The organism is Pseudoalteromonas rubra (genome assembly GCF_000238295.3).
In the GTDB taxonomy this organism is placed as follows: domain Bacteria; phylum Pseudomonadota; class Gammaproteobacteria; order Enterobacterales; family Alteromonadaceae; genus Pseudoalteromonas; species Pseudoalteromonas rubra.
Genome location: NZ_AHCD03000040.1, coordinates 17,928 through 35,277, shown reverse-complemented (window position 1 = coordinate 35,277; position 17,350 = coordinate 17,928). Strand labels below are relative to the sequence as shown.

Below are 17,350 nucleotides of genomic sequence, written 5' to 3'. Positions count from 1 at the left end.
TCCATTAGCCTCGCCAATATACGGCATTATCCAGCTGATATAAAAAAAGCGTATCTTAGCAGATACGCTTTTTATCTTGAAGCTTATCTGGCCCAATCACACTATTTTAACATAGGTCGTTGGGCAGACTGAGCGAAATCTGCTTAGTTTACCGCGTCTTTCAAAGCTTTACCGGCTTTGAAAGATGGGATGTTAGCTGCAGCGATTTCGATTGCCGCACCAGTTTGTGGGTTACGACCCGTACGTGCTGCGCGCTCACGCACTGAGAAAGTACCAAAACCGACTAGGGCAACTGAGTCACCGTCTTTTAGCGCACCAGTTACTGACTCAATGAATGAATCCAGAGCACGACCAGCAGCCGCTTTAGAAATATCAGCATCAGCTGCGATTTGATCGATTAATTGAGATTTATTCACAATATCATCCTCTTACATTGTTATTATCAAGAGCGATGAGGGCTTACCACTAACATCACTTTTGTAGTTAACTCAGAGAAATCTGACGATTCTCTATTTCATCTAATGTCTCAAAGCCTAGTAACCACGGGGGTTGTGGGCTACCAGGCTAATACAGTGCTTAAGTTAGCATACCATGTAGATTTGAAAACCCTTTTTACGCACTTTTATATACTTTTTCTGCTTTAGCCAACCGACTTTTGCGACTCAACCGTAAAACTGTCTACTGGATGAGCGAGTGCCAGAGATAAAACATCGTCAATCCAGCTCACAGGGTGGATTTCAAGGCCTTCCAGAACATTCTGCGGGATCTCTTTAAGGTCACGCTCATTCTTCTTCGGAATGACGACGGTTTTGATGCCACCACGGTGCGCTGCAAGCAACTTCTCTTTAAGCCCACCAATCGGCAGTACTTCGCCACGTAAGGTGATTTCACCTGTCATTGCGACATCACTGCGCACCGGGTTACCCGTTAAGCTTGAAACCAACGCTGTGACCATGGCAATACCTGCACTTGGACCATCTTTCGGCGTTGCACCCTCAGGCACATGAACATGAATATCACGCTTTTCGTAGAAATCGCCATTGATCCGCAGCTTTTCAGCGCGATTGCGTACCACAGTCATGGCCGCCTGGATCGACTCCTGCATTACATCACCCAAAGACCCTGTATACGCCAGCTTGCCCTTACCAGGCACTGCCGCACATTCGATGGTCAGTAAGTCACCACCTACTTCAGTCCAGGCCAATCCTGTAACCAAACCAACACGGTCACCATCTTCGGCCTTACCGTAATCAAAACGCTGCACACCCAGATAGCTTTCCAGATTTTCAGCATTGATCACAACCTTGTCTTTTGACTTGCTCAGCAAAATACTCTTAACGGCTTTGCGACACAATTTGGACAGCTCGCGCTCAAGGTTACGGACACCCGCTTCTCGTGTGTAGTAGCGGATAGTATCAATGATGGCACTGTCTTCAATCTCAATCTCATGCTCCTTCAATCCGTTACGCTTGATTTGCTTCGGGATCAAATGCTGCTTTGAGATGTTGAGCTTTTCGTCTTCGGTATAACCCGACAAGCGGATCACTTCCATACGGTCAAGCAATGGACCCGGGATATTGAAGCTATTGGACGTAGCAACAAACATCACATCCGATAGATCATACTCAACTTCCAAATAGTGATCAGCAAAACTGCTGTTTTGCTCCGGATCGAGCACTTCTAATAAAGCTGAAGCCGGATCACCGCGCATATCCGAAGACATCTTGTCGATTTCATCTAGCAGGAACAACGGGTTCTTAACACCCACTTTGGTCATACTCTGGATAAGCTTACCCGGCATTGAGCCGATATAAGTACGTCTGTGGCCCCGTATCTCGGCTTCATCACGTACGCCACCCAACGCCATGCGTACATATTTACGCCCTGTTGAACGTGCGATAGATTGCCCCAAACTGGTTTTACCAACCCCAGGCGGTCCCACAAGACACAAAATTGGCCCTTTCAGCTTGTTTGTCCGTTGCTGAACTGCCAAATACTCGATAATGCGCTCTTTAACTTTTTCCAGACCATAGTGGTCAGCATCCAGGATCTTTTGGGCATTGGCCAAGTCTTTCTTAACTTTAGAACGCTTTTTCCAGGGGACGCCAATCAGTGTATCGATATAAGAACGCACCACAGTTGCCTCGGCCGACATAGGTGACATCATCTTCAGCTTATTTAGCTCAGAGGTTGCCTTTTCTTCCGCCTCTTTGGGCATCTGTGCTTCCGAGATACGCTTTTTCAGCGCTTCAAATTCATCAGGCACATCATCCAGCTCACCCAGCTCTTTCTGGATGGCTTTCATTTGTTCATTGAGATAGTACTCGCGCTGAGACTTTTCCATCTGCTTTTTGACCCGCGAGCGGATCTTTTTCTCGACCTGAAGCAGGTCAATCTCACCCTCCATCAGGGCCATGAGATATTCTAAGCGGTCGGTGACGTTGTACAGCTCAAGTACCTTTTGTTTCTCTGGTACTTTAATCGGCATATGCGCCGCCATTGTGTCCGCAAGGCGTGCAGTTTCATCAATGCCGGAAACAGAAGTCAGTACTTCTGGTGGGATCTTCTTGTTGAGCTTTACATACCCTTCAAACTGACTGATGGCACTGCGGATAAAGATATCCTGCTCAGGACCTTCAATGTTCTCAGAGGCAATAAACTGTGCTTCAGCCAGGAAGTAATCATCTGTCACCAAAAATCGTTCGATTTTGGCTCGCTGGGTACCTTCAACCAGCACTTTAACCGTACCATCAGGCAGCTTCAGCAATTGCAGCACAGTGGCGACAGTACCGACCTGATAAATGTCATCCGTGTCGGGGTCATCAATTGACGCTTCTTTTTGCGCCACCAAAAAAATTTGCTTGTCATTTTCCATCGCTGCTTCAAGGCATTTTATTGATTTTTCTCTGCCTACAAACAGCGGGATCACCATATGAGGGTATACGACCACATCACGCAGTGCCAATACGGGTATCTCGACTCGATCCATTCTCTCAAGCGTCATTATATTCTCTTCGCACTTCATTAGTTTCAAGGATTAGGGAAGTATATGGGGATTGCCTTCAAAAAGTTCAACCTATATACCAATCCATATCAATTTCTAGTTTGAGTTTATACCAATTTGCTTAATTAAGTGTTCCATTTTGAGGCAAGAAAACGGGCTCGATAACAAGGCAAAAATTTTGCTATTTAGTTGTTCTAAATAAGAAATTTTTAACGCTGTTAGCGTCATATTTGCTCCGTCAAATTGAACAGGTATTAAGTGAAATTGGTATTATAGATTGCTGGTACAACTAAACTGTAGACAAAAAAAGGAGCCTGAGGCTCCTTTTTGCGATAAAACCGGGTCGTCATTCTGACGCAGCTTTATCCTGACTGTTATTTTCGTATATTAAAATTGGGTCAGACTCACCTTTAATGACGGTTTCGTCTACCACAACTTTACTTACATCTTCTATTGAAGGCAGGTCATACATGGTGTCCAGCAACACGCCCTCAACAATAGAGCGTAGTCCACGGGCACCCGTTTTTCTTTCCATAGCCTTGTGCGCGATGGCTCTCAGAGCATCTTCTCGGAACTCAAGTTCAACCCCTTCCATTTTGAACAACGCACCATATTGCTTGGTCAGCGCGTTTTTAGGCTCATTGAGGATTTGAATGAGTGCATCTTCATCGAGTTCAGCTAAGGTCGCAACAACTGGTAGTCGGCCGATAAACTCAGGGATCAGACCATACTTGACCAGATCTTCAGGCTCAACATCTTTGAATGTTTCGCTTAAAGAACGTTCGCTATCGGATGACTTAACCTGAGCACCAAAACCAATACCCGTGTTGGTATGGCTACGTTGTTCGATGACTTTGTCCAGACCGGCAAAGGCACCACCACAAATAAACAGGATTTTCGATGTGTCTACTTGCAAAAACTCTTGTTGAGGATGCTTACGTCCGCCTTGTGGCGGTACCGAAGCGACAGTGCCTTCGATGAGTTTTAGTAGCGCCTGTTGCACGCCTTCACCAGACACGTCACGCGTGATGGATGGGTTATCCGACTTACGCGAAATTTTGTCGATTTCATCGATGTATACGATACCACGCTGAGCTTTTTCTACGTCGTAGTCACACTTCTGTAAAAGCTTCTGGATAATATTCTCGACATCCTCACCCACATAACCGGCTTCAGTTAATGTGGTTGCATCAGCCATCGTAAAAGGCACATCCAGTAAGCGTGCCAGTGTTTCTGCAAGTAGTGTTTTACCACTACCTGTTGGACCGATTAGCAGGATGTTACTCTTACCAAGCTCAACATCGCCTTTTAAGCCTTGATTTTTCAGTCGCTTGTAATGGTTATAAACAGCAACTGAGAGCACTTTTTTCGCGTGCTCCTGGCCAATCACGTAGTCATCAAGGTGATTGCGGATTTCTCTTGGTACCGGCAATTTATCAGACGAATCATGTTGCGGCGCTATATCCTTGATTTCTTCTCTAATGATGTCGTTACACAGTTCGACGCATTCATCACAAATGTACACTGACGGTCCAGCGATCAACTTGCGTACTTCATGTTGGCTCTTACCACAAAATGAGCAGTATAAGAGCTTACTATTCTTGTCGCCGTCTGTAGGAGTGTCTGACATTCAGCTACCTCTTAAATTTGGTCAGTTATCTACTTCGATAACACAATACATGTTTTAACTATACCAAAGAATTTTGCCTTTGGTATAGCCGGGCCAGATGCATTTATCTAACAGAGTTCAGAAACACGCCAGCCCAATACAGATTACTTGATATTTCTGCTGCTATGAACGGCATCAACCAAACCGTAGTCCACGGCTTGCTCTGCATTCATAAAGTTGTCGCGGTCAGTGTCGTTCGCGATCACATCATAAGGTTGGCCTGTATGTTCAGCCATCAAACGATTCAGTTTTTCTTTAATCGTCAGAATTTCTTTTGCATGGATCTCAAAGTCCGACGCCTGCCCCTGGAAACCACCCAAAGGTTGATGGATCATGACGCGGGAGTTTGGCAGGCAGTAACGTTTGCCTTTAGCACCACCAGAAAGTAAGAAGGCACCCATACTGGCTGCCTGACCAACACACACAGTGCTGACGTCTGGTTTGATGAAGTTCATCGTGTCGTAAATAGACATACCCGCGGTCACCGAGCCACCAGGTGAGTTGATGTATAGGTAAATGTCTTTTTCAGGGCTTTCTGATTCCAAGAACAGCAGCTGAGCAACGATCAGGTTTGCCATATGGTCCTCAACCTGACCGGTCAGGAAGATGATCCGCTCTTTAAGCAAACGAGAATAGATGTCATAAGAACGCTCACCCTTCGCTGTTTGTTCAACAACCATAGGGACTAATGCGTTTAGAGGATCAAACATACCGTCATTCATTTTATAGATTCCTTATAAACAGGGAAGTGCACTGCAAAACCTGGCCGCCTGTCTCATACAAAGGACAAGCACGATTTGTTTACTCAAGTGACAAGAAGTTTATAGACGTAAGTTTATACAAAAGATGCTGATAAACAAAAGTATACGCACAACCGTGTTGCTTTGAGCAAATAAAACAAAAATGGCTCGCAGCACTGCAAAACACAGAGCAATACGAGCCATTTAAACGTTAGCTTAACAGTAAGTCAATGATTTCGTCTTTGACGAGATCAAAAGTGCTTACTGAGCAGCCTGTTGTGGGTTCATGATGTCGTCAAAAGACTTCTCAACATCAGCAACCTCAGCAGCTGCCAGAATTGCATCTACAGCTTGCTCTTCCATTGCTACGTTGCGCATTTGCTGCATCAACTGATCATTGCCTTTGTAGTATGCAACTACTTCGCTTGGATCTTCATAAGCAGAAGCAACAGTTTCGATTAGCTCTTCAACTTTTGCATCATCTACTGTGATCTCATTTGCTTTGATCACTTCACCTAACAGAAGGCCAGTTTTAACACGTGTTACAGCTTGCTCATGGAACAGCTCAGCTGGTAGCTCAGGCATGTTCTTCGCGTCGCCGCCAAAACGTTGTGCTGCTTGCTGACGAAGTGCATCGATTTCTTGGTCGATAAGTGCTTTTGGCACTTCTACTTCGTTAGTCTCTAGCAAACCTTTGATCGCTTGATCTTTGATCTGAGCTTTCACAGCCTGACCAAGTTCACGCGTCATGTTTTTCTTCACTTCTTCTTTCAGTGCATCAACGCCGCCTTCAGCAACACCGAATTTAGTTGCGAACTCGTCAGTTAGCTCTGGTAGTTCCTGAACTTCAACTTTCTTCACAGTGATTTTGAACTGTGCAGCTTTACCTTTCAGGTTTTCAGCGTGATATTCTTCAGGGAAAGTAACGTCTGCAACGACTTCTTCGCCTGCTTTCTTACCGATGATGCCATCTTCGAAACCAGGGATCATGCGACCTTGACCAAGTTCAAGTGGGAAGTCTTCTGCTTTACCGCCTTCGAACTCTTCGCCTTCAACTGTACCCAGGAAGTCGATTGTTACACGGTCTTTCTCACCCGCTACTGCATCGCTTTCAGTCCAGCTAGCGTGTTGCTTACGCAGAGTTTCCAGCATGTTTGCCAGATCATCTTCTGTTACGTCAACAACAGGCTTCTCTACTGAAATCTTTTCAAGATCTTTCAGTTCAACTTCTGGGTAAACTTCAAAAGTCGCATCAAACTCCAGGTCCTTACCCACTTCCAGTGACTTAGGAGCAAAAGTAGGCGCGCCAGCAGGGTTGATCTTTTCAGAAACAATTGCTTCGATGTAGTTGCGTTGCATCAACTCACCAGCAACTTCTTGCATCACAGCAGCACCGTAGCGCTTTTTGATAACAGAAACTGGTACTTTACCCGGACGGAAGCCGTCGATACGCTGTGTTTTAGCCAGTTGTTGTAAGCGTTTTTTTACTTCAGTCTCAACGTTCTCAGCTGGAACTGTGATAGTCAGACGGCGCTCAAGACCTTGAGTCGTCTCAACAGAAACTTGCATGATATAACCTCAATTTTCATTTTTGGCGACTACGCGCCTTCCTTACAAACAAGTCGACTTTTTATCAGATCAGATGACAGCAGACCATCATATTTGCTCAATATCGATTAAGCATATCACCGTTAAAACATCCCAACATTTGGTGTTTAAAAACCAGTGCTGATCTCTGTCTGACTTGCTGCCTGCCCAGACAGGGCGCTATGTTAAATAATAGACGCGGCATTATAACCTATAAAACGGGAGAGTCGAGCAATCACGGCAAATAATTGATGTTACTAAGGACAAAAGTAGAGAGATAAAACAGTATTAGGAAAATAAAGGAAAGAAGAGATGGTCGGCGATGCAGGATTTGAACCTGCGACCCCTTGGACCCAAACCAAGTGCGCTACCAAGCTGCGCTAATCGCCGAATGTATAAATTTTTGAAAGTGGTCGGCGATGCAGGATTTGAACCTGCGACCCCTTGGACCCAAACCAAGTGCGCTACCAAGCTGCGCTAATCGCCGAACATATAGGTTTTGTAGATGGGGCGACTGACGAGGCTTGAACTCGCGACAACCGGAATCACAATCCGGGGCTCTACCAACTGAGCTACAGCCGCCACTACAATGTGGATTTTAAAATGGCGCACCCGGAAGGATTCGAACCTTCGACCGACGGCTTAGAAGGCCGTTGCTCTATCCAACTGAGCTACGGGCGCGGCGCAAAGAATGCTTCTTCGTGCATACCACCAACTTTCGTTGATTTACTTTCTTCTTAAGATAAAAAGAAAGTGGTCGGCGATGCAGGATTTGAACCTGCGACCCCTTGGACCCAAACCAAGTGCGCTACCAAGCTGCGCTAATCGCCGAATGTATAAATTTTTGAAAGTGGTCGGCGATGCAGGATTTGAACCTGCGACCCCTTGGACCCAAACCAAGTGCGCTACCAAGCTGCGCTAATCGCCGAATGTATAAATTTTTGAAAGTGGTCGGCGATGCAGGATTTGAACCTGCGACCCCTTGGACCCAAACCAAGTGCGCTACCAAGCTGCGCTAATCGCCGAATGTATAAATTTTTGAAAGTGGTCGGCGATGCAGGATTTGAACCTGCGACCCCTTGGACCCAAACCAAGTGCGCTACCAAGCTGCGCTAATCGCCGAATGTATAAATTTTTGAAAGTGGTCGGCGATGCAGGATTTGAACCTGCGACCCCTTGGACCCAAACCAAGTGCGCTACCAAGCTGCGCTAATCGCCGAATGTATAAATTTTTGAAAGTGGTCGGCGATGCAGGATTTGAACCTGCGACCCCTTGGACCCAAACCAAGTGCGCTACCAAGCTGCGCTAATCGCCGAATGTATAAATTTTTGAAAGTGGTCGGCGATGCAGGATTTGAACCTGCGACCCCTTGGACCCAAACCAAGTGCGCTACCAAGCTGCGCTAATCGCCGAATGTATAAATTTTTGAAAGTGGTCGGCGATGCAGGATTTGAACCTGCGACCCCTTGGACCCAAACCAAGTGCGCTACCAAGCTGCGCTAATCGCCGAGTGTGTTATTTTCAGAGTTTCTCTTGCGAGCCCCTCGTTGACAACGGGGTGCATAATAGTGATTTGCCCGGATGAGGTCAAACATTTTTTTTTAAAATCATGCCAACTGACTATTTTTACTCCAAAACGTTTAATTTATATAACAAGAAGACTGGTTTTTCAGCAATTTTGCCTTTCACTGAGAGAATAAAGTTACCCGGTGTCGGATCCAGCTTGGCTATTTGGGGGATTTTTGCGAAAATAGTAGCCGGCTTCATAAGTTTTTCAGTACTCAGTCCTGAGCAAGCCCTCACGCTGATACAGATGACTCAGTGATCCCCTATAAAATAGAGTACCCCCTTTAATACACTCTATAATCGTTCAAGTAATTAACCCTTAAATTTAAAGGTCAGTCATGACGGCAAACATCATCGACGGTAAAGTCATTGCGAAACAAGTACGCAATACCGTAGCCAACCGCGTTGCAACGCGGATCAATCAGGGCCTCAGAGCGCCAGGACTAGCAGTTGTGCTGGTTGGCCAGGACCCCGCCAGCCAGGTATACGTAGGCTCAAAGCGCAAAGCGTGTGAAGAAGTAGGCTTCGTATCTAAGTCATATGATCTACCCGCAGACACAAGTGAAGCGCAATTACTGGAGTTGGTGGACGCGCTCAATCAGGATCCAAACGTTGATGGTATCCTGGTCCAATTGCCATTGCCTGACGGACTGGATGCCGAGAAAGTACTGGAACGTATCCACCCACACAAAGACGTTGATGGTTTCCATCCCTATAATGTTGGACGACTAGCGCAGCGTATGCCCGCGTTACGCCCTTGTACGCCAAAAGGGATAATTACGTTGCTGGACTCAACCGGTGTCAGATATAAAGGCATGCATGCTGTTGTTGTTGGCGCATCAAACATCGTTGGTCGACCAATGTCACTGGAGCTGTTGCTGGCAGGTTGTACGACGACCGTTTGTCATAAATTTACCCAAGACCTTGAAGCACATGTACGCCGGGCCGATCTGCTGGTCGTTGCTGTAGGCAAACCTGAGTTCATTCCTGGCGACTGGATCAAAGAAGGCGCAATGGTCATTGATGTGGGCATTAACCGGTTGGAGTCAGGCAAACTGGTAGGTGATGTACAGTATGACGTTGCTGCACAACGAGCTAGCTTCATTACGCCCGTACCTGGCGGTGTGGGACCAATGACCGTCGCAAGCCTCATCGAGAACACGCTCGAAGCATGCGAAAATTATCATAGCTAATCGTGTTCGAAGCAGGTGTTCATGACACCTGCTTAATCCCTCTTGTTAGAATACCAACCGCAGAGCCCGTTATTCCGGCGGTGTCAGTGAGCTCACAATATAGCTATGTGGGTGGAGCTCTGAAAAAGTAATCACATCCCCTAGACTCAACACCCTTTCCGTTTCTGGCACGATTCTATTTTGGTTTACAAACACCCCATTTTTGCTGGTATCACGAAGTGTCCATTGCTCCCCCGTCCAGACAATAACGGCATGATGGCGTGAGATTTCTACTCCTAACACCTGAGTGTCAACCTCATCCTCTGCACGACCAAAGCGGTGATTTGAATTAAGAAGAATGTGATCATTGGTTTGCGCTAATAAAAGATGTGCCATGCCTGTGCCTATCTGAGTGTCCTGACGTCGAATCTTGCTATCGTGCGTATCTCAGGAGGAAGAAATACTCTACTTCTGAGCATGAGATTGTAATCCTTGGGTTATAATGATGACATTACGCGACCTTACATTGCTGGTTTTTTAACCAAAACAAGTGTACCTTCGGATCCAATGCTGACATCTGAACAGATCTTATCTACAGTTATACTAGGGTCTCCTACAGGAAATACAGCAGTGTCAGGAGTAGTAAATGCAAGACAGTGCAAAAATCAAGATAGCAGCGATTCTGGTGATCACCTGGTAAAGCTATTGATATGTATTTTGGGCTTGTTTGCTTGTTTTATGGTGCGTGCCACCAGCCCGGTAAGCGTCACCATACTGGCCGATGACAGTTACCCGCCCTACTCTTATGTTCAGGAAGGTAAATTAGTTGGCATATACCCAACACTGATCCGAGAGGCTGCGAAGCTCATCAAAGAAGATTACCTCGTGGAGCTTCGCCCAATTCCGTGGAAAAGAGGTGTCTCCGCGCTTGAAAATGGGGAAGCATTCGCACTGATGCCCCCTTATATCCACCGTGACACCCGACCCTTTATTTGGCCTTACTCCGTCGCGCTGAAACAAGAAGAAGTCGTGGCATTTTGCAACCCAGGTATCACGTTGCAAAACATCACTCAACGTAGTGACCTGCAGGCACCCATTAATATCGGGTTGAATGCTGGTTTCCTCATCCTTGACGATGCACTCAAAGAAGCACGAAAAACCGGACGAGTTGTTGTCTGGGAAAACAAAAACACCCGTGCAAATATCATCAAACTGTATAAAAAAAGAGTCGACTGCTACATCAATGACAGACTCTCAACTTTGATAGGTATCAGTGAGCTGCAAGAACAGCTACCTGGTATAACCGCGCAATCATTTGTCGAAGACCGTGTGGTCCTCAGTCGCAGCGCCCATATTGGTTACATTAAAGGATATGAAGGCCAATATCCGTTTAAATCTGACTTTATCGAGAAAATGGATGAGGCGTTAAGTACCGTACTACAAAAAAGTTCGCCGCCATGAGTATGCGAACTCAGTCTTTTTTGACGCCAGTCACGCACAATGCGAGCCCCTGCTGATTAAGCTATCGCAGTCTGAAAATAGGTGTCCACGTATTGCGGCGAGTATTAATGTGCCTATTTTTCGCTCGGTAAGAAGTGACAGCGCAAAAGAAAGGGCAGCCAGGCTGCCCTCATAACTGTGTCTTAAACTACCTGCCAGTCGATACTGGCACCAGCTTTAATTGGTACAACCTGGGTATCACCCAGTGGGTAAGAGTCCGGCACCTGCCAGCTGCTCTTTTCTAAAGTAATGGTGTCTGTATTACGAGGTAACCCGTAAAAGTCTGGACCGAAGTGACTGGCAAAGCCCTCAAGTTTGTCCAGCGCTCCAGCTTCTTCAAATGCTTCAGCGTAAAGCTCAATTGCGGCATGTGCGGTGTAAGCCCCTGCACATCCACACGCGGCCTCTTTCTTATCTTTCGCATGAGGTGCTGAGTCAGTACCCAGGAAGAACTTTTTACTGCCACTGGTTGCTGCGCGCAGTAACGCCTGTTGATGGGTATTACGCTTTAAAATAGGCAAACAGTAATAATGTGGGCGAATGCCACCTGCCAGCATATGGTTGCGGTTGTACAGCAGGTGATGCGCTGTAATCGTCGCAGCAACATTCTCTGGCGCTGATTCTACAAACTCAACCGCATCTTGCGTCGTAATATGCTCCAGTACAATTTTTAGCTTAGGAAATGCATCCACCACTTTTTTGAGCTTGGTCTCAATAAACACTTTTTCGCGGTCAAAAATATCAATCGAGGAATCCGTGACTTCACCGTGTACCAGCAGCAACATACCGACTTCCTGCATAACTTCCAGAATATGATAGATATTCTCAATGTCGGTTACGCCTGAATCAGAATTGGTTGTTGCGCCTGCCGGGTATAATTTTGCAGCAACAATATGACCACTGGCTTTCGCCGCTCGGATCTCTTCAGCACTGGTGTTATCAGTCAAATACAATACCATCAGAGGCTCGAACTGCCCGCTTGGCTGTGCAGCCAAAATGCGTTCCCGGTAAGCCAATGCACTCTGTGTACAGGTTGCAGGTGGTACCAAATTTGGCATGATGATTGCCCGACCCATATAACGACTGATATCGCGCACAGTGTCAACGAGTACAGCGCCATCACGAAGATGAACATGCCAATCGTCCGGACGAGTGATTGTTAAGGTCTGTTTACTTGTCATTGCTCTTTCCCACTACTGAATTTGCCCGATCATAGGCTGAGCCAGCAGGTTAGTAAAGTTTTTACGCCTAATAGTCCGCGTCGTAAAAGTGTCATCAGGTTTACAGTAAATAGCAATTAAATTGCAACATTGACTGTAACGCATGATTTAAGAGCGTTAACATAGTCGCAGATTAAGTAATCAGGCCCGTGCCATGCCAATACTGTCAGAAACAAAACTAGAATCAAAAACCGAACAGTTAAGCATCATTAACCAGTTTTCATCGTCGCTGCTTCAGATAACCCACCTAGATGAACTCTTTGACTATGTGACCAGCCAGGTGGTCAGCCGCCTCGGGTTTGTAGATTGTGTAATTTACCTCACTGACCCGGCTGGCGAATATCTCGATGTCGTCGCCAGTATGGGTGTTGCACATAAAGACATCAGCCACCAGGTTAGCCAGCAAAGGATCCCCGTTGCCGCCGGGATCACAGGCCATGTTGCACGGACTAAGCAACCCTTCCTTTCGGGTAACGTTGCCCTGGAGCCTATGTATATTGCCGACACCCGACCTGCTCTCTCTGAGCTATGTGTCCCTTTAGTTTATGAAAACACCTTACTGGGGGTTATCGACTGTGAGCACCCGGAAGCGGACTACTTTACCCAGGCACATTTGCAGATCCTGTCAACCGTAGCACATTTACTCAGTGCTAAAATTCATCAGGTTAGAACACTGGACCATCTGACCGCCACAGTAACGCAATTGCATGAAGCACAGCAGCTGGAAAAGTGCCTGCTAAAAATCGCCAACATCACTTATCAATCCCGTAACCTGGACGCTTTTTATGATGAGCTGTACAGCATCATCTGTTCACAACTCCCCGCTGAAAACTGCTTTATTGGACTCTACGATACCCAGCAGGATGTGCTCGAGATTGATTATCTGATAGAAGCCGGTGTCAAATGCAGTGCACATCAGAGAGTATCTAAAGAGCAGATAAAATACACCGCCTCTTACTATATTATCAAACAGCAGCAGTCTTTGCTGTGCGACCACCAGCAGTTTCTGAGCCACATTGAAAAGCAGAATTTTAAAATGGTTGGCCGCTCACCACGCTCCTGGCTAGGCGTACCCTTTGTGGTAAATGACCAATATCAGGGTGTCGTTGTGCTACAAAGCTACGACAACGATCGGGCATTTAGTCGCCACCACAAAGCCATCTTGACCTATATTAGTCGTCAGCTCAGTATGGCCATAGACAGACGCCTTGCCCGCCAAGCCTTAGAGCACCGCGCATTGCATGATGACCTGACCGGTCTGGCTAATCGCTATTTGATGCTGGAGCGGATAAAGCATGCCATTTTATCTCTGGGACGAAGTAAACCGGCACGTCAGCACTGCCTTCTGTATCTTGATTTAGACAGGTTCAAAAGCATTAACGATGCACTGGGACATGATGTTGGCGACCATTTTCTCGTGGCCATTGTTGACCTTATCCAGACCTGTATTCGAAAAACGGACACCTTTGCACGCCTGGGCGGCGATGAGTTCGCCATTTTCATGGAAAATATAGGCGACAAACAACAGGTTGAGTTAGCACTGGAGCGGATCACAAACGCCATTGCTAAACCAATCCAAATCGATGGTCACCTGCTGCAAGCCTCCAGCAGTATAGGTGTGGCGTTCACCTCTAGTGATTCAGACAATGCCATCACGCTACTACAACAAGCTGATGCAGCCATGTATGAAGCGAAGTCGGCTGGGCGCAGTCAGATCCGATATTTCAATAATGAGATGCGTAAAAAACTGAAGCAGCAGGCAGACATAGAAAACGATCTGCAAAATGGTATTAAGAATGGAGAATTTGAGCTGTATTACCAGCCCATATTCACACTGACCCAGCCCAGGGTTATCAGCTTTGAATCCCTGGTACGCTGGCACCACCCCAAAAATGGCCTGGTCACGCCTGATGACTTTATTCCGATTGCAGAGCAAACCGGCCAGATCATAGAGCTTGATTTGCACTTACTCGAATTGGCTGCAAAACAAGTGGCCCATTGGCAGAGTATTGGGATCGAGGACATCAGCCTGACTGTGAATGTCTCATCACGCCATTTCGCCAGCCTGGAATTTGTCGAACAGATTGGCAATTTATATCGCACCTATGGCCTGCATCAGGGCGCACTCAGCCTCGAAATCACCGAATCAGGCTTGATTGAAAACCTTAACCTGGCAACAAAAGTTATCCAAGGCCTATCCCCATTTGGGGTGAAACTCTACCTTGATGACTTTGGTACCGGATACTCTGCGCTAGGTTACTTGCATCAGCTGCCTATTCACGTGCTTAAGATTGATAAAAGTTTTATTCAGCAACTCACAGATCATGACAACCCACTGGTTGATGCCATTTTATCGCTGGCAAAATCTTTGGATCTGGAAGTCGTCGCCGAAGGGATCGAAACACATGAGCAACTTCAGACACTCAGTGCTAAAGCCTGCCAGTACGGGCAAGGCTTTTTAATTTCTCACCCCCTACAGGCAGACCAGGCGCTGGCTTTTTTGCAATCGGAGCAGGTCAAACTTGCTACAAAACATGTCCCCAACAGGACATAGTGAAACTGGCGACGGTATGCTGACAAGATCAACGCAGGGTAACTTACGCCCAATTACCCTGCCATTGAGATTTTCGATGCCGCCTTCTCCAGATTTGTAACATCTACCACTCAGGTTAAGCGTTGGTGCCCTGTGCCTCTGGCAAACAAAAGCCAATCACCCTTCCATTGGTGAGACGATAAACGTATGACTGCCAGAGACAAAAAGACACACCACTTTAGATATTCACCAGGCCTCAGCACAGTCCTGTGATGTCATCAGATGACGCAGAGATCACGCTTGAGTGATTATTTTCCCATCAGGCACTTCCGAAAAACAACATGAGTAAAATTAAATTGTATTTTTTTAAAAAAAAGTCAAATAAAGAATGACAACGCTGTCAAAAATAATGCTATAGTAATTTTGTAAATATTAAGTCAATCGCTGCTGGATTTATAGACGTCTAGACGTTGAATAGCTAGGGTTCACAGCGTAATATGGGTGTAATCTGAGTTTTACTCACGTTTAGAATGAGATTTGTTGATGATGATAGATATAAAGCACTTAAAAACCATAGCGACCCTGAAAGAAACCGGATCATTGGTCAATACAGCGCGTGAGTTATTCCTCACTCAGTCAGCACTTTCTCACCAGATTAAAGACCTGGAAAACAAATTGGATTGTCAGTTATTTGAACGCAAGACTCAACCCGTGCGATTTACACCTCAGGGAATGCTTTTGCTGGAACTGGCAAATGATGTACTCCCTAAAGTAGAAGCGACTAAATGTCGCCTCAAAGAAAGCCTGAACCAACCTATTTCACAGCTACGACTCAGCGTCGAATGCCATGCTTGTTTCCATTGGTTGCTGCCAACGATTAAAGAATTTAATAATTTCTGGCCTGACATCAAAGTCGATTACGAGCGTGGCTTTAGTTATGACGCAATTCCGGAGCTCCTCAGCGATGAGCTTGACCTGGTTCTGACCTCAGACATTCGCGAACCAGATCAAGTTGAGTATGCACATATCTTCGATTTTAAGCTCAAGCTTATTGTCGCCCCAGATCATGAGCTTGCTAAAAAAGCCTATGTCACGGCACTTGATCTGAAAGACGAAACCATTATTTCTTATCCTATTCCCAAAGAGCGCCAGGATATTTTCAAACACTTTATCCAGAACGCCCGCTTTGACGGCACCCTAAAAACCGTCGATCAAGGGTTGCTGATATTTCAGCTGGTCAGTGCTGGTATGGGTGTTGCGGCGCTGCCAGACTGGCTGGTTACGCCCTATGAAAGCCAGGGTCTGATCAAATCAATTCCTTTAGGTGCACTTGGCCTGAACCGTCCTATGTACTTAGCAATGAAAAAGAACATGAAGGATAACCCGGTATACCGGCACTTTCTGAACACCTGCAAGCAATCTGTGAGTCGTTAATCCGTAATCAATCGGATTTACACTACGCAACTGTCCGACAATAGGAGTAAACTAAGCGCAAACTACATAAACGGATCATTTTATGTTTGAAGTGAAGAAGGTCATTGGCTCACTCTTGATGCCCTTACCACTAACGCTGTTATTACTTGCGCTTGCTTTACTATTTATTGCAAAAACACATCGTAAATCTTACTTGCTCAGCTGGCTGCTTTTACTGAGCCTCTGGGCTATCAGCACCCCTTTTGTTGCAGACAAATTGATAAGCCCCGCTGAAGCCAAATTGCGCCCTTTTCCCATTCACCAGCATCAGGATGTCGATTATATCCTTGTACTTGGTTGCGGCCTTAGCGCCAATGACAGGCTGACAGCCAATTTACAGCTATCTGGTTGTGCCTTGTCTCGTCTCACAGAAGGCCTGCGGCTCAGTCATCAATACCCCAAGGCCTTTTTGATTGTATCAGGCGCAGGTCACAACAAAACAACTATTAGCCGCCTGATGGCTGACACAGCAATTGCATTAGGTGCACCTGCAAACAAAATCATCCAAAATCCAAAGGCCAGAGACACGGCAGACGAGGCTTTGTTACTTGCAAGCAGGCTAGTTGACAGTGAAGTGGCATTGGTCACATCTGCCAGCCATATGGCACGTGCACAGGATTTATTCGCCGCCCAGGGCGTTGATACCATTGCTGCACCGGTACAATTTTATAGCTTTACGAATGCACCTGGCTATCAACGTTTTATTGCACGTGCATCCGTATTGCAAGCCGTCACCACCTATGCACATGAAGTGTTGGGGCTACAGTGGATTGCGTTGCGCCGTCTGATTGACCCTCAGGCGATATGAACTAGTCCAAAAGTCGGACACATTACACCTAAACACACACTGATTTGCGATGAATCAGAGCTTAAAAGCGCAAAAAA

12 protein-coding genes and 12 tRNA genes are annotated in these 17,350 nt (G+C 46.3%); 5 read left to right on the top strand and 19 right to left on the bottom strand.

Annotated elements, in window-relative coordinates; translation table 11 throughout:
• Positions 1-143 precede the first annotated feature (143 nt).
• From hupB to PRUB_RS19420, 17 genes are all read right to left on the bottom strand, one after another.
• Positions 144-416, bottom strand: coding sequence for a nucleoid-associated protein HU-beta (gene hupB, locus PRUB_RS19500; RefSeq protein ID WP_010386462.1), 273 nt, complete (start codon positions 414-416; stop codon positions 144-146).
• A gap of 224 nt (positions 417-640) precedes the next feature.
• On the bottom strand, positions 641-3,004 hold the full coding sequence (gene lon, locus PRUB_RS19495) for an endopeptidase La (protein ID WP_010386463.1): 2,364 nt from the start codon (positions 3,002-3,004) through the stop codon (positions 641-643).
• 346 nt (positions 3,005-3,350) lie between these two features.
• A complete protein-coding gene (gene clpX, locus PRUB_RS19490; RefSeq protein WP_010386464.1) occupies positions 3,351-4,634 on the bottom strand; it encodes an ATP-dependent protease ATP-binding subunit ClpX in 1,284 nt (427 codons plus the stop codon).
• Between the two features lie 143 nt (positions 4,635-4,777).
• The gene (gene clpP, locus PRUB_RS19485; protein ID WP_010386465.1) at positions 4,778-5,395 is read right to left on the bottom strand and encodes an ATP-dependent Clp endopeptidase proteolytic subunit ClpP; all 618 of its coding nucleotides are present in this window, start codon (positions 5,393-5,395) and stop codon (positions 4,778-4,780) included.
• A gap of 279 nt (positions 5,396-5,674) precedes the next feature.
• The gene (gene tig / locus PRUB_RS19480) at positions 5,675-6,982 is read right to left on the bottom strand and encodes a trigger factor (protein WP_010386466.1); all 1,308 of its coding nucleotides are present in this window, start codon (positions 6,980-6,982) and stop codon (positions 5,675-5,677) included.
• Positions 6,983-7,313: 331 nt separating this feature from the next.
• Positions 7,314-7,390: transfer RNA gene (locus PRUB_RS19475), tRNA-Pro, on the bottom strand.
• 20 nt (positions 7,391-7,410) lie between these two features.
• A tRNA-Pro gene (locus PRUB_RS19470) sits at positions 7,411-7,487 on the bottom strand.
• A gap of 19 nt (positions 7,488-7,506) precedes the next feature.
• A tRNA-His gene (locus PRUB_RS19465) sits at positions 7,507-7,582 on the bottom strand.
• Between the two features lie 22 nt (positions 7,583-7,604).
• A tRNA-Arg gene (locus PRUB_RS19460) sits at positions 7,605-7,681 on the bottom strand.
• Positions 7,682-7,754: 73 nt separating this feature from the next.
• Positions 7,755-7,831: transfer RNA gene (locus PRUB_RS19455), tRNA-Pro, on the bottom strand.
• 20 nt (positions 7,832-7,851) lie between these two features.
• A tRNA-Pro gene (locus tag PRUB_RS19450) sits at positions 7,852-7,928 on the bottom strand.
• 20 nt (positions 7,929-7,948) lie between these two features.
• Positions 7,949-8,025: transfer RNA gene (locus PRUB_RS19445), tRNA-Pro, on the bottom strand.
• Between the two features lie 20 nt (positions 8,026-8,045).
• Positions 8,046-8,122: transfer RNA gene (locus tag PRUB_RS19440), tRNA-Pro, on the bottom strand.
• A gap of 20 nt (positions 8,123-8,142) precedes the next feature.
• A tRNA-Pro gene (locus tag PRUB_RS19435) sits at positions 8,143-8,219 on the bottom strand.
• A 20-nt stretch (positions 8,220-8,239) separates the two neighbouring features.
• Positions 8,240-8,316 (bottom strand) — tRNA-Pro (locus PRUB_RS19430).
• A 20-nt stretch (positions 8,317-8,336) separates the two neighbouring features.
• Positions 8,337-8,413 (bottom strand) — tRNA-Pro (locus PRUB_RS19425).
• A gap of 20 nt (positions 8,414-8,433) precedes the next feature.
• A tRNA-Pro gene (locus PRUB_RS19420) sits at positions 8,434-8,510 on the bottom strand.
• A 395-nt stretch (positions 8,511-8,905) separates the two neighbouring features.
• Between PRUB_RS19420 and folD the strand changes: the two genes are divergently transcribed.
• Complete coding sequence (folD, locus tag PRUB_RS19415) at positions 8,906-9,760, top strand: bifunctional methylenetetrahydrofolate dehydrogenase/methenyltetrahydrofolate cyclohydrolase FolD (RefSeq protein ID WP_010386467.1); 855 nt, start codon at positions 8,906-8,908, stop codon at positions 9,758-9,760.
• Positions 9,761-9,829: 69 nt separating this feature from the next.
• Here the strand turns inward: folD and PRUB_RS19410 are convergent, their stop codons facing one another.
• Complete coding sequence (locus tag PRUB_RS19410) at positions 9,830-10,135, bottom strand: FHA domain-containing protein (RefSeq protein WP_010386468.1); 306 nt, start codon at positions 10,133-10,135, stop codon at positions 9,830-9,832.
• A 234-nt stretch (positions 10,136-10,369) separates the two neighbouring features.
• Here PRUB_RS19410 and PRUB_RS19405 point away from each other — a divergent pair, with 234 nt between their 5' ends.
• Positions 10,370-11,200, top strand: coding sequence for a substrate-binding periplasmic protein (locus PRUB_RS19405; RefSeq protein ID WP_010386469.1), 831 nt, complete (start codon positions 10,370-10,372; stop codon positions 11,198-11,200).
• A 182-nt stretch (positions 11,201-11,382) separates the two neighbouring features.
• Here the strand turns inward: PRUB_RS19405 and pyrC are convergent, their stop codons facing one another.
• On the bottom strand, positions 11,383-12,420 hold the full coding sequence (gene pyrC, locus PRUB_RS19400) for a dihydroorotase (protein ID WP_010386470.1): 1,038 nt from the start codon (positions 12,418-12,420) through the stop codon (positions 11,383-11,385).
• Positions 12,421-12,613: 193 nt separating this feature from the next.
• On the opposite strand from pyrC, the gene PRUB_RS19395 reads away from it, so the two are divergent.
• The 3 genes from PRUB_RS19395 (at position 12,614) to PRUB_RS19385 (ending at position 17,273) form a co-directional block, all read left to right on the top strand.
• A complete protein-coding gene (locus PRUB_RS19395) occupies positions 12,614-15,013 on the top strand; it encodes an EAL domain-containing protein (protein ID WP_010386471.1) in 2,400 nt (799 codons plus the stop codon).
• Positions 15,014-15,538: 525 nt separating this feature from the next.
• Complete coding sequence (locus tag PRUB_RS19390; RefSeq protein ID WP_040645583.1) at positions 15,539-16,426, top strand: LysR family transcriptional regulator; 888 nt, start codon at positions 15,539-15,541, stop codon at positions 16,424-16,426.
• An 82-nt stretch (positions 16,427-16,508) separates the two neighbouring features.
• Positions 16,509-17,273, top strand: a complete 765-nt coding sequence (locus PRUB_RS19385) for a YdcF family protein (RefSeq protein ID WP_010386473.1) — start codon at positions 16,509-16,511, stop codon at positions 17,271-17,273.
• Positions 17,274-17,350 lie beyond the last annotated feature (77 nt).

Bases quoted from the DNA above. Each gene is read 5' to 3' on its own strand.
- lon (WP_010386463.1), bottom strand. From the start codon at position 3,004: ATGACGCTTGAGAGAATGGATCGAGTCGAGATACCCGTATTGGCACTG.
- clpX (WP_010386464.1), bottom strand. From the start codon at position 4,634: ATGTCAGACACTCCTACAGACGGCGACAAGAATAGTAAGCTCTTATAC.
- clpP (WP_010386465.1), bottom strand. From the start codon at position 5,395: ATGAATGACGGTATGTTTGATCCTCTAAACGCATTAGTCCCTATGGTT.
- tig (WP_010386466.1), bottom strand. From the start codon at position 6,982: ATGCAAGTTTCTGTTGAGACGACTCAAGGTCTTGAGCGCCGTCTGACT.
- folD (WP_010386467.1), top strand. From the start codon at position 8,906: ATGACGGCAAACATCATCGACGGTAAAGTCATTGCGAAACAAGTACGC.
- PRUB_RS19410 (WP_010386468.1), bottom strand. From the start codon at position 10,135: ATGGCACATCTTTTATTAGCGCAAACCAATGATCACATTCTTCTTAAT.
- pyrC (WP_010386470.1), bottom strand. From the start codon at position 12,420: ATGACAAGTAAACAGACCTTAACAATCACTCGTCCGGACGATTGGCAT.
- PRUB_RS19395 (WP_010386471.1), top strand. From the start codon at position 12,614: ATGCCAATACTGTCAGAAACAAAACTAGAATCAAAAACCGAACAGTTA.
- PRUB_RS19390 (WP_040645583.1), top strand. From the start codon at position 15,539: ATGATAGATATAAAGCACTTAAAAACCATAGCGACCCTGAAAGAAACC.
- PRUB_RS19385 (WP_010386473.1), top strand. From the start codon at position 16,509: ATGTTTGAAGTGAAGAAGGTCATTGGCTCACTCTTGATGCCCTTACCA.